Origin of the sequence: Streptomyces sp. NPDC047880 (genome assembly GCF_040706515.1) — a bacterium.
Lineage (GTDB): Bacteria > Actinomycetota > Actinomycetes > Streptomycetales > Streptomycetaceae > Streptomyces.
Window position 1 is genome coordinate 1 of sequence record NZ_JBEZOK010000009.1, and the last position, 15,373, is coordinate 15,373.

Below are 15,373 nucleotides of genomic sequence, written 5' to 3' on the forward strand. Positions count from 1 at the left end.
AAACGCCCGGTTACATTCCGAACCCGGAAGCTAAGCCTTACAGCGCCGATGGTACTGCAGGGGGGACCCTGTGGGAGAGTAGGACGCCGCCGAACTCCTATTAGAGCTCTGGCTCTTGGGCATACAGCCCAAGAGCCAGAGCTTTTTTGCGTTGAGGTAGGGTCAGGGAGCATCGTTGGCACGTTTCCCACAGGAGGCCCCCGGGTGGAGGTTCAGGAGACTCGCGTCCAGACGGACCGTGTACTCACCATCCCGAACATCCTCAGCATGGCGCGCCTCGTCGGCGTGCCCGTCTTCCTGTGGCTGATTCTGCGGCCTGAGTTCGGTGGGCCCCAGAGTGACGGCTGGGCCCTTCTGGTACTCGCTCTGAGCGGCATCAGCGACTACCTGGACGGCAAGCTCGCGCGCCGCTGGAACCAGATCAGCAGCCTCGGCCGGCTCCTCGACCCCGCGGCCGATCGGCTCTACATTCTCTCGACCCTGGTCGGCCTCACCTGGCGTGAGATTCTGCCTCTATGGCTGACCGCCGCTCTTTTGGCGCGGGAGCTGGTTCTGCTCGTGATGGTGGGCATCCTCCGTCGCCACGGCTATCCGCCGCCCCAGGTGAACTTCCTGGGCAAGGCCGCCACGTTCAACCTGATGTACGCCTTCCCCCTGCTTCTCCTCAGCGACGGAAGCGGATGGATCTCGTCACTGGCTGCCATTTTCGGATGGGCGTTCGCCGGGTGGGGTACAACGCTGTACTGGTGGGCAGGAGTCCTCTACGTGGTACAAGTCCGCCGCCTGGTCCGTGCGGACGCCCTGGCCGATTGAACTCTCGGATGGTCCTGCTGCCGTAGCGGAGCGATGGCCTGTACTGGATAAGTGCGGGACAATCCTGGCGGGGGAAGTCGGCTAGACCGTCTCTTCGAGGAGGACGCTTCCGACATGAAGGCCGTCGTGATGGCCGGAGGCGAGGGCACACGCCTTCGCCCCATGACCTCAAGCATGCCCAAGCCGCTCCTGCCGGTCGCCAACCGGCCGATCATGGAGCATGTTCTTCGGCTGCTCAAAAGGCATGGGCTCAACGAAACAGTCGTGACTGTCCAGTTCCTGGCATCCCTCGTCAAGAACTACTTCGGTGACGGCGAAGAGCTCGGTATGGAGCTCACCTATGCCAATGAGGAGAAGCCACTCGGTACCGCAGGGAGCGTCAAGAACGCTGAGGAGGCGCTGAAGGACGACGCCTTCCTCGTCATCTCTGGCGACGCCCTGACTGATTTCGACCTGACCGAGCTCATCAATTTCCACAAGGAGAAGGGCGCGCTCGTCACCGTCTGTCTGACGCGTGTGCCCAATCCACTGGAATTCGGGATCACCATCGTCGACGAGGAAGGCAAGGTGGAGCGCTTCCTCGAGAAGCCCACCTGGGGCCAGGTCTTCTCCGACACGGTGAACACCGGCATCTACGTGATGGAGCCCGAGGTTTTCGACTACGTCGAGCCCGATGTGCCCGTCGACTGGTCCGGTGACGTCTTCCCGCAGCTGATGAAGGAAGGCAAGCCCATCTACGGCTACATCGCCGAGGGCTACTGGGAGGACGTCGGCACCCACGAGAGCTATGTCAAGGCGCAGGCCGATGTCCTTGAGGGCAAGGTCGACGTCGACGTCGACGGGTTCGAGATCTCCCCGGGCGTGTGGGTCGCGGAGGGTGCGGAGGTCCATCCCGACGCCGTGCTTCGCGGACCTGTCTATATCGGTGACTACGCCAAGGTCGAGGCCGGTGCCGAAATCCGTGAGCACACCGTCGTCGGCTCCAATGTGGTCGTCAAGAGTGGCGCGTTCCTGCACAAGGCCGTCGTCCACGACAACGTCTACGTGGGGCCGCACAGCAATCTCCGCGGCTGCGTGGTCGGCAAGAACACCGACATCATGCGTGCGGCGCGGATCGAGGACGGGGCGGTCATCGGTGATGAGTGCCTGATCGGTGAAGAATCGATCGTCCAGGGCAATGTGCGGGTCTATCCGTTCAAGACCATTGAGGCCGGCGCCTTCGTCAACACCTCGGTGATCTGGGAGTCCAGGGGCCAGGCGCATCTGTTCGGTGCCCGCGGCGTGTCCGGGATCCTGAACGTCGAGATCACGCCGGAACTCGCTGTGCGGCTCGCCGGCGCGTACGCGACGACGCTGAAGAAGGGGTCGACCGTCACCACGGCTCGCGACCACTCGCGTGGTGCCCGTGCGCTGAAGCGGGCGGTGATCTCGGCGCTGCAGGCCAGTGCGATCGACGTACGCGACCTGGAGAACGTGCCGCTGCCGGTGGCCCGGCAGCAGACCGCACGGGGCAGCGCGGGCGGCATCATGATCCGTACCACCCCCGGGGTGCCGGACTCCGTCGACATCATGTTCTTCGACGGGCAGGGTGCCGACCTGTCCCAGGGCAGCCAGCGGAAGCTGGACCGGGTGTTCGCACGGCAGGAGTACCGCCGTGCCTTCCCCGGGGAGATCGGCGATCTCCACTTCCCGGCCAGCGTCTTCGACTCGTACACCGGTTCGCTGCTGCGGGACGTCGACACGACCGGGATCGCGGACTCCGGGCTGAAGGTCGTCGTGGACGCGTCCAACGGAAGCGCCGGCCTCGTCCTGCCGAGCCTGCTCGGCAAGCTCGGGGTCGACTCGCTGACGATCAACCCGGGCCTGGACGAGTCCAGGCCGACCGAGACCGCCGACATGCGGCGGTCCGGGATGGTGCGGCTCGGGGAGATCGTGGCGTCCTCCGGGGCGGCGTTCGGCGTGCGGTTCGACCCCGTCGGTGAGCGCCTCTCGCTTGTCGACGAGAAGGGGCGGATCATCGAGGACGACCGGGCGCTGCTCGTGATGCTGGACCTCGTCGCAGCCGAGCGGCGCAGCGGCCGGGTCGCGCTGCCGGTCACCACCACCCGTATCGCCGAGCAGGTGGCGGCGTACCACGGGACGCAGGTCGAGTGGACGACCACCTCGCCCGACGACCTCACGCGTGTGGGCGGTGAGGAAGGGACGATCTTCGGCGGCGACGGCAAGGGCGGCTTCATCGTCCCCGAGTTCAGCAGCGTGTACGACGCCACCGCGGCCTTCGTACGGCTCATCGGGCTCGTGGCGCGGACGCAGCTCACGCTCAGCCAGATCGACGCGCGGATCCCGCGGGCGCACGTCCTGAAGCGGGATCTGGCGACCCCGTGGGCCGTGAAGGGTCTTGTGATGCGCAGGGTCGTCGAAGCGGCCGGAGACCGCTTCGTGGACACCACGGACGGGGTGCGTGTGGTGGAGACCGACGGCCGCTGGGTGATGGTGCTGCCCGACCCGGCCGAGGCCGTCACCCACCTGTGGGCCGAGGGGCCGGACGACGCCTCCGCGCAGGCCCTGCTCGACGAATGGTCGGCGGTCGTGGACAGCGCCGGCCGGTAAACGGGCTGCACGCGTGCGTGCCGGACAAGTGTCCCCAACGGGGCCTGTCCGGCACGCCGGTGGGCCCGTTCGGAGGTAGTGCTCGCGACGTGCGACGATGTGCGGCATGCCGCAGCAACCCCCCATTCGGAGCACACCCGCGCGGCCCCGGCGCCCGGATGCGTCCATGTCGTTGCTCACCAACGTCATGGACCACAGTCTCGACGACGGCTATGCCGAGGCCGCCGAGCGCAAGAAGGCCGCGGGTGACAGCGGTATGCCGAGGACGCTCAGGGCGAAGCTGGGTCTCGCCGCCGGTCTGGTGCTCGCGGCTCTGGTCGTGACCGTCGGGGCGGCGCAGGCGCGGGTCGCCGCTCCGGTCGTCGCCAAGGAGCGGGAAGAGCTGGTCGACCGCATCGACCGGGAGACCGAGGCGGCGGACAAGCTGGAGGACTCCGTCGACGAGCTGCGCGCGGACGTGAGCGCACGGCAGCGCGAGGCGCTGAAGCACAGCGGCGGCAGCGCTTCCGATCTCGTGGGCATCCTGTCGGGCGCGGTCGCGGTGCACGGCCCCGGGGTGAGGCTCGTGGTGAACGACGCCAAGGAAGCCGCCTCCGGTGGCGACGGCGACCCGCGTGAGACCTCCGGATTCTCCGACACCGGCCGGGTGCGTGACCGGGACATGCAGCGCGTGGTCAACGGACTGTGGGAGTCGGGCGCCGAGGCCGTCTCGATCAACGGGCAGCGGCTGACGGCGCTGTCCGCGATCAGGGCCGCGGGGGACGCCATACTGGTCGACAACAAGCCGCTGGTGCCGCCGTACACGGTGCTGGCGGTGGGGGACGGGCAGCGGCTGAGCACTCGGTTCCAGGACAGTGCGGACGGGTTGTATCTGAACGCGCTGCAGGAGAGCTACGGCATCAGGACAGGCATCTCCGTGGAGGACGACCTCCGGCTGCCTGCCGCACCGAGTGTGACCGTACGTACAGCACAGCCGAGCATTGAGAAGAGCGAGAAGGGCACATCGTGATCGCCGTACTGGGCCTCGTCGTGGGAGTCGTGGCCGGCCTGTTGGTCCGGCCTGAGGTTCCGGCGGTGGTCGAGCCTTATCTGCCGATCGCTGTCGTGGCGGCGCTCGACGCCGTCTTCGGCGGTCTGCGGGCCATGCTCGACGGGATCTTCGACGACAAGGTCTTCGTGGTGTCGTTCCTGTCGAACGTGGTCGTGGCCGCTCTGATCGTGTTCCTGGGCGACAAACTGGGCGTGGGCGCCCAGCTGTCCACCGGTGTGGTGGTCGTCCTCGGCATCCGGATCTTCTCCAACGCCGCGGCGATCCGCCGGCACGTGTTCCGGGCGTGAGGCCGATGAGCGATCACGACGAGAAGCCCGCCAAGGCGGCCGAGGAGCAGGGCGACACGCGCGAGGGCGGCGGCGAGACCGGGAACAGGCTGCGCAAGGCGCTGCCCCAGGAAGCGCAGCCGGCCACGCCGGCGGCAGGTGAGGTCCCGGCGAGGCCGGTGCCTGCCCCGGCCGCGGCGGGTGAGGACCGGGCGAAGCCCGAGCCCGAGCGGGGACCGGAACCACAGCCGGATGCCGAGTCCCGGCTGACCGGGCGGCAGCGGCTGGCGCAGGGCGTGTGGCCGCCGCGCGTCACCCGGGCCCAACTCATCGTCGCCGTGCTGTTGTTCGGTCTCGGGTTCGGGCTGGCCGTACAGGTGGCCTCGAACAGCGACAGTGACAGTGCCCTGCGTGGCGCCCGTCAAGAAGATCTTGTTCGCATCCTCGATGAACTGGATGACCGTACTCAACGTCTTGAGGACGAGAAGCGGGGTCTCGAGAAGCAGCGCGACGAGTTGGAGAACAGCTCGGACCAGGCTGAGGAGGCCCGGAAGCAGACGGTCGAGAAGGAGAGGCAACTCGGCGTCCTGGCGGGCACGGTGGCCGCGCGGGGGCCCGGCATCACCATGACGATCGAGGACACGAAGGGAACGGTCGAGGCGGACATGCTGCTCGACGCGATCCAGGAGCTGCGCGCGGCGGGTGCCGAGGCGATCCAGGTGAACGGCGTCCGGGTCGTCGCGGGCACGTATCTCACGGACCCGGGCAAGGGTGTGGGCGTCGACGGGAACAAGATCAACGCTCCCTATCGTTTCAAGGTCATCGGCAAGCCGCAGGACCTCGAGCCGGCGCTCAACATCCCCGGAGGCGTGGTGCAGACTCTCGAGAAGGAACAGGCCGCCGTCACGATCGAGCGGTCGACCGACATCGTCGTGGACGCCTTGCGAGCGGCGAAGCGGCCTGACTACGCTCGGTCGTCCTCCCAGTGAACCGGGGGTGCATGGGCGGCGTTCGGCGAGGGCATGAGGTTGCGGGGGGTCGGCGCACCGAATGGGCGGTGCGTGGTGGAAACTGTCTGGTGCAGACGGACGTTGTCAGGATGTCCGGGTCGGCCAGAGTGTTCAGTCAGGGTTCGTCCTGCCCCACGGGCGGGTCTGTTTCGGTCAAGGGGAATCGCCCGTGAAGTTGTTTGCGAAGTTGTTCGGCAAGAGCGCGCGAGAGGGCAGCGACAACGCGACCGCTCGTCATCGCGCACAGCCTGACGCGGAGGGCCAGCGGCCGCTGTTCCGGGACCAGGTCGGGGGCCCGGGCGGTGACGTTTCCGGTGGTCAGGGCGCGCCGTCGGTTGACCCTGCACAGCCCGGCGGCATAAGTTTCGGGCAACCGTCAACCTCAGGTGCGGGTGGAGGGTTCTCCGACCCGTACGCGTCCAACGCCCCCGGGGGGCAGCCGCGGCAGGAGGATCCGATGTCGGCCCTGGTGTGTACGAGGTGCGGTAACCGCAACGCTGAGAACAGCCGGTTCTGCTCCAACTGCGGCGCGCCGCTGCGTGCGGGGGCTGCACCGGAGCGTCCGTCCGAGACGACGTCCACGATCTCCATCTCCGGCCTTGAGGCCTACGACAGCGAGGCCACGGGCCAGACGCAGATGCCGACCCTGTCGCCCGAGGCGCAGGCCGCCGTCGACGCTCTGCCGTTGGGCTCCGCGCTCCTCGTCGTGCGCCGCGGACCGAACTCGGGCAGCCGCTTCCTGCTGGACGGCGACCTGACCACGGCCGGCCGGCATCCGCAGAGCGACATCTTCCTGGACGACGTGACGGTCTCCCGGCGGCACGTGGAGTTCCGCCGCGGTCAGGACGGGTCGTTCACGGTGGCCGACGTGGGCAGCCTGAACGGCACGTACGTCAACCGGGAGCGGATCGACCAGGTCGCCCTGAACAACGGCGACGAAGTGCAGATCGGCAAGTACCGGCTGGTCTTCTACGCCAGCCAGCGGGGCTACTGACCGGGCTCCGTCCGGGCAGACCCAGCGAGGTCCATCCGTCAGGGAAGGTCCATGCTTCATACACCGAGCGGCGGTGCCGGGCACGGCGCCGCCGCCACGGACAGTGGGCTGATGAGCATCGGCGCTGTGCTGAGCGCGCTGCGTGGCGAGTTCCCCGAAGTGACCATCTCCAAGATCCGCTTCCTGGAGTCGGAAGGGCTCATCGAGCCGCGGCGGACCCCGTCGGGGTACCGCAAGTTCAGCGCCCATGACGTCGAGCGCCTCGGACACGTCCTGAGGATGCAGCGGGACCACTACCTGCCCCTGAAGGTGATCCGGGAGCACCTGGAGGCCATGGGGCGTGGTGAGGCGGTGGAGCTGCCGGCCGTGGGCCGTCAGCGGGACGGCGAAGCCGCCTCCCGGCCGCCCGAGCCGCCCACGGCGGCCAGGATCGGGCGCGACGAGTTGCTCGCCGCCGTCGGTGTGGAGGGGCAGGAGCTGGAGGAGTGGGAGTCCTACGGGCTCCTCACCCCATTGGAGGACGGGGTCTACGACGCCGGGTCGGTCGCCATCGCGCTGCTCGTCGTGGAGCTCGGGCGGTTCGGGATCGAGCCGCGGCACCTGCGGGCCTTGAAGGCCTCCGCCGACCGGGAGGCCGGGCTCGTGGACCAGGTGGTGGCGCCGTTGAGGCGGCACCGGAACCCGCAGACCCGGGCTCACGCCGAGGACCGCACCAGGGAACTGGCGGGGCTCACGGTGAAGCTGCATGCTGCGCTGGTGCAGACGGCGCTCGGGGTGCGGCTCCCCTGAGGCAGCCGGGTGCCGGCGAGGCCGGATCAGGTGCCCGATCCCGGCCCGACTACCCAAACATCCCGGGCACGGCCTAGGGTTGCTGTGTGAACGAGCTCGATGTCGTAGGTGTCCGGGTCGAAATGCCCTCCAACCAACCGATCGTGCTGCTGCGTGAAGTGGGAGGCGACCGTTACCTCCCCATCTGGATCGGACCGGGGGAGGCGACGGCGATCGCTTTCGCCCAGCAGGGCATGGCCCCCGCGCGGCCGCTGACACACGACCTGTTCAAGGACGTGCTGGAGGCCGTCGGCCAGGAGCTCACGGAAGTGCGCATCACGGACCTGCGTGAGGGCGTCTTCTACGCGGAGCTGGTCTTCGCCAGTGGCGTCGAGGTGAGCGCCCGCCCGTCCGACGCCATAGCGCTCGCGCTGCGCACCGGGACGCCGATCTACGGCAGTGACACGGTGCTCGACGACGCCGGAATCGCGATCCCGGACGAGCAGGAGGACGAGGTGGAGAAGTTCCGCGAGTTCCTCGACCAGATCTCCCCGGAGGACTTCGGCAGCAGCAGCCAGTGAGCTCCTGCGGAGCGGCTGCGGCTTGATGGACGCACGGGCGGCCCGACGGACGATGTGGTCCGTGACGGGGCCGCCCGCCGTATGTGACGGGTGAAATGCCCGCATGTGCCGGGGGCTCATGAGAGCGTCACAAGGCCCGTTCGGGCACATTCGGCTAGCCTTTCCCCGCGACGGGGCACGGGAAACCACTCTCAGGGTGATTATCACTCGGCGTGGCGAGTGTGGCGATCGTTGACGCACCCCTGGTGACTGCCTACCGTCGAGAAGGCAGGTCAAGGACGGAGGTCGGCGTGAGAAGCAGCGGCGACGGTACGGCTGGGGGCGGCCCCGAGCGCAGTCTCAGGGTGAGCGGTCCGTACCCTCCCCCCGGCTCCCGGCCTTTCCCGGGCGGGGGACGCCCTCAGCCCGGTGGTGCGACGGACCACGCTCCGCAGCGACCGACAGCGGTGCCGAGCAGCGGAGAGGCGACGTCCATGGCGTCCGAGCAGATCGGCTATCGCGGCCCCACGGCCTGTGCGGCCGCCGGTATCACCTACCGGCAGCTGGACTACTGGGCCCGCACCGGGCTCGTGGAGCCGAGTGTGCGCCCCGCCTACGGGTCCGGGACGCAGCGGCTGTACAGCTTCCGGGACGTGGTCGTCCTGAAGATCGTCAAGCGGTTCCTCGACACCGGGGTGTCGCTGCAGAACATCCGCACCGCCGTCCAGCACCTCAGGGAACGCGGTTTCAGCGACCTCGAGCGCATGACGTTGATGAGTGACGGCGCGACGGTCTACGAGTGCACCTCGCCCGACGAGGTCCACGCCCTGCTGCAGGGGGGCCAGGGGGTCTTCGGTATCGCCGTCGGGGTGGTGTGGCGGGACGTCGAGAGCGCGCTGTCCCAGCTGCACGGCGAGCGGATCGACACCGGTGAGACGCTGATCGGGCCCAACCCGGCGGACGAGCTGGCACGTCGGCGGAACCGGGCCGTCTGAGCCGCCCGGTCGCGGGGAAGCACGCGGTCACACGAGGCAGGGCGTTTCCGCACCGATGTTCCTGAGGGGCACTGCCGGGTGCGCGTGATCGCTTCTGAAGGGCGGCCCCGAGCCGTGCGTGGTGCTGGTGAGGCGCGCTGCCCGGTCGTGAGCGTTTCCATCGCGACCTGGCGTCGCCAGGCGCTGAGCGGCTCCGCATGGGCCGTCGCGGGTGGTCGAGCAGGGCGTTGTCAGTGGCGTAGGGCAGCATCAAAGGTGTGAGAACCGCGCCCACGATCCTGCATCTCGACATGGATGCCTTCTACGCCTCGGTGGAGCAGGCGTCCAAGCCGAGTCTGCGCGGGAAGGCCGTGGTCGTGGGCGGGCTCGGGCCGCGCGGGGTCGTGGCGACGGCGTCCTACGAGGCGCGGGTCTTCGGGGTGCACTCGGCGATGCCCATGGGGCAGGCCCGGCGGCTCGCGCCGAACGCCGCGTATCTCGTGCCGCGCTTCAATCTCTACCGATCGATCAGCGAGCGGGTGATGGAGCTGCTGCGGGCGTTGTCGCCGCTGGTGGAGCCGCTGAGCCTGGACGAGGCGTTCGTGGACCTGGAGGCCGGGGGAGTGGCCTGGGACGAGGCGTCGGCGCGGCTGGCCGGGGCCAAGCTGCGCGCGGACATCCGGGCCGTCACGGGGCTCACCGGGTCGGTGGGGCTCGCCGCCTCCAAGATGCTCGCCAAGATCGCCTCGGAGGAGGCCAAGCCCGACGGGCTGGTGGTCATCGAGCCGGGGACCGAGCGGGCGATGCTCGGGCCGATGCCGGTGCGGATCCTGCCGGGGGTGGGGCCGGCGACGGGCGACCATCTGAGGCGGGCCGGGATCACCACGGTGGAGGAGATCGTCGAGGCGGGCGAGGACGAACTGGTCCGGCTGCTGGGCAAGGCGCACGGGCACGGTCTCTACGCGATGGCCCTGGCACGGGACGACCGGCCCGTGGTGGCCGAGCGCGAGGCGAAGTCGGTGTCGGTCGAGGACACCTACGACGTGGACATCCACGACCGGACGCGGGTCGGGCTGGAGGTGCAGCGGTTGGCCGAGCGGTGCGTGCGGCGGCTGCGCGGCGCCGGGCTCTCCGGGCGGACGATCGTCCTGAAGGTGCGCCGCTACGACTTCTCGACGCTCACCCGCTCCGAGACGCTGCGCGGCCCCACGGACGACCCCGCAGTCGTCCGGGAGGCGGCGGCCCGGTTGCTGGACTCCGTCGACACGACCGGCGGGGTGCGGCTGCTCGGGGTGGGTGTGAGCGGGCTCGCCGACTACACGCAGGAAGACCTGTTCGCCCAGGCGGCGGGGGAGCGGGCGGTCGAGGAGAGTTCGGTCGAGGAGCATCCCGTGGCGCCGGCCGAGGAGCAGCCCTCGCTCGCCGAACGGCGCTGGCCCGCCGGGCACGACGTGCGGCACGCCGAGTTCGGGCACGGGTGGGTGCAGGGCAGCGGCCTGGGGCGGGTCACCGTACGGTTCGAGACGCCCGCCTCCGAGCCGGGGCGGGTGCGGACCTTCCGGGTCGACGATCCGGATCTGGAAGCGGCGGATCCGCTGCCTCTGGTGTTACGGGGGGAGGGAGGGCAGGCCGCTGAGGCGGGACCTCAGGCTGTTTCGTCGGTGCCCGCGAGCTTGCCGAAGTCGTGGTCCGGGAGCGGGGGCGGAGCGGCGACGTCGAGTCCGTAGTGGTGGTAGAGCTGCAGTTCCTGCTCGGGAGAGAGGTGGCGGCCCACTCCGAAGTCGGGGGCGTCCTTGATCAGGGCTCTCTCGAAGGGCACGTGCAGGGCACCCTCGATCAGTTCGCTGGGCTCCAGGGGGACGAAGGCGTCCCTGCTGAACAGGCCGGTCCGTATGGCCGCCCACTCCGGCTCGCCGGTGGCGTCGTCGAGGTAGACCTCGTCGATGGTGCCGATCCTGGTCCCGTTGCGGTCGAAGGCCTTGCGGCCGATCAGGTTGCGCGGATCGATATCGGTTCGCACGGGCCCTCCACATGGTCGCAACTCATACGTAGACACTACAAAACGGTACAAGTGGGTATGCGGCCACTCGAAGGTTCGTGCGTTGACCTCGCTGGTACGCTGGCATCGGCTGTTGACCCCGTGCGGGAGAGTCCTCCAGACACCATCGGAGGCGCCGAAGGAGCAAATCCTCCCCGGAATCTCTCAGGCTCACGTACCGCACGGACGAGGTCACTCTGGAAAGCAGGGCGGGTGTCGACGGCTTCCGCTCTCACCGACGGTGAAAGCCGGAGGCCTTCGGGCGATCCGGTGAAGCTCTCAGGTTGAGATGACAGAGGGGGAGGCCGTCCGGGTACCCGTGCCGTGGTGCCCCTCGAAGGTCGTGTCGACCAGGAGGCCTCCGTAATGACCGCCCACCGCATTCCGCTCTCCGAGCTCGAAGAGGCAGTCCCCTTCGAGCAGCGCCACATCGGCCCCGACCACGAGGCCTGCGCCAAGATGCTCGCGCACGTCGGCTACGGCTCGCTGGACGAGCTGACCGCCGCCGCGGTCCCGGCCGTGATCAAGAGCGCCGAGGCGCTGGATCTGCCCGGAGCCCGCAGTGAAGCCGAAGTGATCGCCGAGCTGCGTTCCCTCGCCGACCGCAACCAGGTCCTCGGCTCCATGATCGGCCTCGGCTACTACGGCACCTTCACGCCGCCGGTCATCATGCGCAACGTCATGGAGAACCCGTCCTGGTACACGGCCTACACGCCGTACCAGCCGGAGATCTCGCAGGGCCGGCTGGAGGCGCTGCTCAACTTCCAGACCATGGTCGCCGACCTGACCGGACTGCCGACCTCGGGCGCCTCCCTGCTCGACGAGGGCACCGCGGCCGCCGAGGCCATGGCGCTGTCGCGGCGCCTGGGCAAGAACAAGAAGGGCCTGTTCCTGGTCGACGCGGACACGCTGCCGCAGACCATCGCCGTGATCCAGACCCGCGCCGAGCCGACCGGCGTCGAGGTCGTCGTCGCCGACCTGAGCGAGGGCATCCCCGACGAGATCGCCGAGCGCGAGATCAACGGCGTGCTGCTCCAGTACCCGGGCGCCTCCGGTGCCGTGCGGGACATCAAGCCGGTCATCGACCGGGCGCACGAGCTCGGGGCGCTCGTCACCGTCGCTGCCGACCTGCTCGCGCTGACGCTGCTGAAGTCGCCCGGGGAGCTCGGCGCGGACATCGCCGTCGGCACGACCCAGCGCTTCGGCGTCCCCATGGGCTTCGGCGGTCCGCACGCCGGCTACATGGCGGTCCAGGACAAGATGGCGCGCAGCCTGCCCGGGCGGCTCGTCGGCGTGTCCGTGGACGCCGACGGCAACAGGGCCTACCGACTGGCCCTGCAGACGCGTGAGCAGCACATCCGCCGGGAGAAGGCCACCAGCAACATCTGCACCGCGCAGGTGCTGCTCGCCGTCATGGCCGGCATGTACGCCGTCTACCACGGCCCCGAGGGCCTCAAGGGCATCGCGCGGCGCACCCACCGGTACGCCACGGTGCTCGCCGCCGGACTCGCGGGCGGCGGTGTCGAGGTCGTGCACGGCTCTTACTTCGACACCCTGACCGTGCGCGTCGAGGGCCGGGCCGGCGAGGTCGTGGCCGCCGCGCGGGACAACGGGGTCAACCTGCGCCTCGTCGACGCCGACCACGTCTCCATCGCCTGCGACGAGACCACCACGCGCGCCCAGCTGCGCGCCGTATGGGCGGCCTTCGGCGTCGAGGGAGTCGTCGAGGCGCTCGACGCGGCCACCGAGGACGGTCTTCCCGGTGCGCTGCTGCGCACCGACGACTACCTGACCCACCCCGTCTTCCACCAGCACCGCTCCGAGACCGCCATGCTGCGCTACCTGCGCAAGCTGGCCGACCGCGACTACGCGCTCGACCGGGGCATGATCCCGCTGGGCTCCTGCACCATGAAGCTCAACGCGACCACCGAGATGGAGCCCGTCACCTGGCCCGAATTCGGGCAGCTGCACCCCTTCGCGCCCGCCGAGCAGGCCGGTGGCTACCTCACCCTCATCCACGAGCTGGAGGACCGGCTCGCCGAGGTCACCGGCTACGACAAGGTGTCCCTCCAGCCGAACGCCGGGTCGCAGGGCGAGCTGGCCGGTCTGCTGGCCGTCCGCGGGTACCACCGGGCCAACGGGGACGAGCAGCGCACCGTCTGCCTGATCCCGTCGTCCGCGCACGGCACCAACGCGGCCAGTGCGGTGATGGCGGGCATGAAGGTCGTCGTCGTGAAGACCGCCGAGGACGGCGAGATCGACGTCGAGGACCTGCGGGCCAAGATCGAGCAGTACCGCGACCAGCTGGCCGTGCTCATGATCACGTACCCGTCCACGCACGGTGTGTTCGAGGAGCACGTCGCCGACATCTGCGCGCAGGTGCACGAGGCGGGCGGGCAGGTCTACGTCGACGGGGCCAACCTGAACGCGCTCGTCGGGCTCGCCAAGCCGGGGCACTTCGGCGGTGACGTCTCGCACCTCAACCTGCACAAGACCTTCTGCATCCCGCACGGCGGCGGCGGCCCGGGCGTCGGTCCGGTGGCGGTGCGCGAGCACCTCGCGCCGTACCTGCCGAACCACCCGCTGCAGCCCGAGGCCGGCCCCGAGACGGGCGTCGGCCCCATCTCGGCGGCTCCCTGGGGTTCGGCCGGCATCCTGCCGATCTCGTGGGCGTACGTCCGGCTCATGGGCGGCGAGGGGCTGAAGCGGGCCACGCAGGTGGCCGTGCTCAGCGCCAACTACATCGCCAAGCGCCTGGAGCCGCACTTCCCGGTGCTCTACACCGGTCCCGGCGGGCTCGTCGCGCACGAGTGCATCATCGACCTGCGGCCGCTGACCAAGGCGACCGGGGTGAGCGTCGACGACGTGGCCAAGCGGCTGATCGACTACGGCTTCCACGCGCCGACCATGTCCTTCCCGGTGGCCGGGACGCTGATGATCGAGCCGACCGAGTCGGAGGACCTGGCCGAGCTGGACAGGTTCTGCGAGGCGATGATCGCCATCCGCGCGGAGATCGAGAAGGTCGGCTCCGGTGAGTGGCCCGCGGAGGACAACCCGCTGCGCGGTGCCCCGCACACCGCCGGCGCGCTCGCGGGTCCGTGGGAGCACGCCTACAGCCGTGAGGAGGCCGTCTTCCCCGCCGGGGTGTCGGCCGCCGACAAGTACTGGCCGCCGGTGCGCCGCATCGATCAGGCCTTCGGCGACCGGAACCTGGTGTGCTCCTGCCCGCCGCTGGACGCGTACGAGGACTGATCGACCGACCGGTCGGAAGGAGGGGCTCCGCGGTGCGGGGCCCCTCCCGCCGTTCGCCGCCGGGTCAGGCGGTGGCGAGTGCCACCTCGGTCGCCTTGATCAGGGCGACGACCGGGGTCCCCGGCGACAGGGCCAGGTCCTCCGCGGCGTCCCGGGTGATCGCGGAGGTCAGTTCGCCGCCCTCCACGGTGAGGTGGACCGACACCATCGCGTCACCGGTGGCGATGTCCGTGACGTTGCCGGGGAGCCGGTTGCGGATCGACAGGACCTCGACGGGTGCGGTGGCCAGGGAGATCTCCGTGGACTTCACCAGGGCGCGCACGGCGGTGCCGGGGGTGAGACGGAGGTCTTCCGCTGCCTCGCGGGTGATCGCCGCGGTGAGGTCCTGGCCGCCGCTGAGGCGGATCCTGACCGTCGCCATGGCCTCGCCCGGGGTGAGGGCGGTGACGGTGCCGGGGAGCTGGTTGCGGATGCTCAGGCTCATGCGTGCACGGTAGCCGCGGTGGGCGCGTGCGGCCGGTGTACGCGCGGAGGTACCGCCGGCCGCCGGTCAGACGCGGTCGATGTGGACGTTCGTCGACTTCACGCGGGCCGTCGCCTCCATCCCGACCTCCAGGCCCAGTTCCTCCACCGCCTCGCGGGTGAGCAGTGAGACGAGCCGGTGCGGTCCGGCCTGGATCTCCACCTGTGCGGCGACGTCGCCGAGTTTGATCGCGGTGACGATGCCGGGGAAGGCGTTGCGGGCCGAGGTGTACGGGGCGTCCTCCTCGGCGGCGCCGGACCGGGCGAGTTCGACGGAGAAGGCGGCCAGGTCCCGTCCGGCGATGAGCCGGCGCCCGGTCTCGTCGCGGTGGGTCGTGATGCGACCCGCGTCGGCCCAGCGGCGGGCGGTGTCCGGGCTGACGCCGAGCAGCCGTGCTGCCTGGCCGATCGTGTAGGACTGCATGCCGGTCACGATAGGGGCGGGGGAGAGCGACGGCGGATGCGGGGGCGGCCGTCGGGGGTAACGCGACAGGGCGGTTGCCCGCATACGACGG

The 15,373-nt window shown here is 69.8% G+C and carries 14 protein-coding genes, 1 rRNA gene and 1 riboswitch; of the genes, 12 read left to right on the forward strand and 3 right to left on the reverse strand.

All coding sequences use genetic code 11. From position 1 onward, the window contains the following. The 11 genes from rrf to AB0937_RS15880 form a co-directional block, all read left to right on the forward strand. Positions 1–95, forward strand: a 5S ribosomal RNA gene (rrf, locus tag AB0937_RS15830); the annotation flags it as partial. Positions 96–204: 109 nt separating this feature from the next. Continuing rightward, positions 205–813: a CDP-alcohol phosphatidyltransferase family protein gene (locus tag AB0937_RS15835; RefSeq protein ID WP_361113472.1), complete on the forward strand. Its 609-nt coding sequence runs from the start codon at positions 205–207 to the stop codon at positions 811–813. Between the two features lie 114 nt (positions 814–927). Further along, positions 928–3,423, forward strand: a complete 2,496-nt coding sequence (locus AB0937_RS15840) for a mannose-1-phosphate guanyltransferase (RefSeq protein ID WP_366712196.1) — start codon at positions 928–930, stop codon at positions 3,421–3,423. A gap of 97 nt (positions 3,424–3,520) precedes the next feature. Then, positions 3,521–4,432, forward strand: coding sequence for a DUF881 domain-containing protein (locus AB0937_RS15845; RefSeq protein ID WP_366712198.1), 912 nt, complete (start codon positions 3,521–3,523; stop codon positions 4,430–4,432). Then, complete coding sequence (locus AB0937_RS15850) at positions 4,429–4,761, forward strand: small basic family protein (protein ID WP_003988855.1); 333 nt, start codon at positions 4,429–4,431, stop codon at positions 4,759–4,761. The genes AB0937_RS15845 and AB0937_RS15850 overlap by 4 nt, the downstream gene beginning before the upstream one ends. Before the next feature lie 5 nt (positions 4,762–4,766). Then, a complete protein-coding gene (locus tag AB0937_RS15855; RefSeq protein WP_366712199.1) occupies positions 4,767–5,729 on the forward strand; it encodes a DUF881 domain-containing protein in 963 nt (320 codons plus the stop codon). Between the two features lie 61 nt (positions 5,730–5,790). After that, entirely contained in the window at positions 5,791–6,744 is a 954-nt protein-coding gene (locus tag AB0937_RS15860) for an FHA domain-containing protein (protein ID WP_366712201.1), read from the forward strand. 51 nt (positions 6,745–6,795) lie between these two features. Then, positions 6,796–7,533, forward strand: a complete 738-nt coding sequence (locus tag AB0937_RS15865) for a MerR family transcriptional regulator (protein WP_366712203.1) — start codon at positions 6,796–6,798, stop codon at positions 7,531–7,533. A gap of 86 nt (positions 7,534–7,619) precedes the next feature. Then, positions 7,620–8,093 carry a bifunctional nuclease family protein gene (locus AB0937_RS15870; RefSeq protein WP_003988851.1) on the forward strand — a complete coding sequence of 158 codons (474 nt, stop codon included), beginning with the start codon at positions 7,620–7,622 and terminating at the stop codon, positions 8,091–8,093. Positions 8,094–8,383: 290 nt separating this feature from the next. Next, positions 8,384–9,067, forward strand: coding sequence for a MerR family transcriptional regulator (locus AB0937_RS15875; RefSeq protein ID WP_366712206.1), 684 nt, complete (start codon positions 8,384–8,386; stop codon positions 9,065–9,067). Between the two features lie 257 nt (positions 9,068–9,324). Continuing rightward, the gene (locus AB0937_RS15880; RefSeq protein ID WP_366712208.1) at positions 9,325–10,773 is read left to right on the forward strand and encodes a DNA polymerase IV; all 1,449 of its coding nucleotides are present in this window, start codon (positions 9,325–9,327) and stop codon (positions 10,771–10,773) included. On the opposite strand, the gene AB0937_RS15885 is transcribed toward AB0937_RS15880, so the two are convergent. Beyond that, complete coding sequence (locus AB0937_RS15885; RefSeq protein WP_031104789.1) at positions 10,692–11,066, reverse strand: PRC-barrel domain-containing protein; 375 nt, start codon at positions 11,064–11,066, stop codon at positions 10,692–10,694. The genes AB0937_RS15880 and AB0937_RS15885 overlap by 82 nt on opposite strands. Positions 11,067–11,179: 113 nt before the next feature. Beyond that, positions 11,180–11,275, forward strand: a riboswitch (glycine riboswitch). Between the two features lie 175 nt (positions 11,276–11,450). Here AB0937_RS15885 and gcvP point away from each other — a divergent pair. Next, positions 11,451–14,336, forward strand: coding sequence for an aminomethyl-transferring glycine dehydrogenase (gene gcvP, locus AB0937_RS15890; RefSeq protein ID WP_366712210.1), 2,886 nt, complete (start codon positions 11,451–11,453; stop codon positions 14,334–14,336). A 64-nt stretch (positions 14,337–14,400) separates the two neighbouring features. On the opposite strand, the gene AB0937_RS15895 is transcribed toward gcvP, so the two are convergent. Beyond that, the gene (locus tag AB0937_RS15895; protein ID WP_366712212.1) at positions 14,401–14,820 is read right to left on the reverse strand and encodes a TOBE domain-containing protein; all 420 of its coding nucleotides are present in this window, start codon (positions 14,818–14,820) and stop codon (positions 14,401–14,403) included. A gap of 66 nt (positions 14,821–14,886) precedes the next feature. Next, a complete protein-coding gene (locus AB0937_RS15900; RefSeq protein ID WP_366712214.1) occupies positions 14,887–15,282 on the reverse strand; it encodes a helix-turn-helix transcriptional regulator in 396 nt (131 codons plus the stop codon). Positions 15,283–15,373: the final 91 nt, after the last annotated feature.

What these genes read in the sequence shown, in the direction of transcription:
- AB0937_RS15855 (WP_366712199.1), top strand. Translation starts at nt 4,767, where the DNA reads ATGAGCGATCACGACGAGAAGCCCGCCAAGGCGGCCGAGGAGCAGGGC.
- AB0937_RS15865 (WP_366712203.1), top strand. Translation starts at nt 6,796, where the DNA reads ATGCTTCATACACCGAGCGGCGGTGCCGGGCACGGCGCCGCCGCCACG.
- gcvP (WP_366712210.1), top strand. Translation starts at nt 11,451, where the DNA reads ATGACCGCCCACCGCATTCCGCTCTCCGAGCTCGAAGAGGCAGTCCCC.
- AB0937_RS15895 (WP_366712212.1), bottom strand. Translation starts at nt 14,820, where the DNA reads ATGAGCCTGAGCATCCGCAACCAGCTCCCCGGCACCGTCACCGCCCTC.
- AB0937_RS15860 (WP_366712201.1), top strand. Translation starts at nt 5,791, where the DNA reads ATGGGCGGTGCGTGGTGGAAACTGTCTGGTGCAGACGGACGTTGTCAG.
- AB0937_RS15845 (WP_366712198.1), top strand. Translation starts at nt 3,521, where the DNA reads ATGTGCGGCATGCCGCAGCAACCCCCCATTCGGAGCACACCCGCGCGG.
- AB0937_RS15900 (WP_366712214.1), bottom strand. Translation starts at nt 15,282, where the DNA reads ATGCAGTCCTACACGATCGGCCAGGCAGCACGGCTGCTCGGCGTCAGC.
- AB0937_RS15840 (WP_366712196.1), top strand. Translation starts at nt 928, where the DNA reads ATGAAGGCCGTCGTGATGGCCGGAGGCGAGGGCACACGCCTTCGCCCC.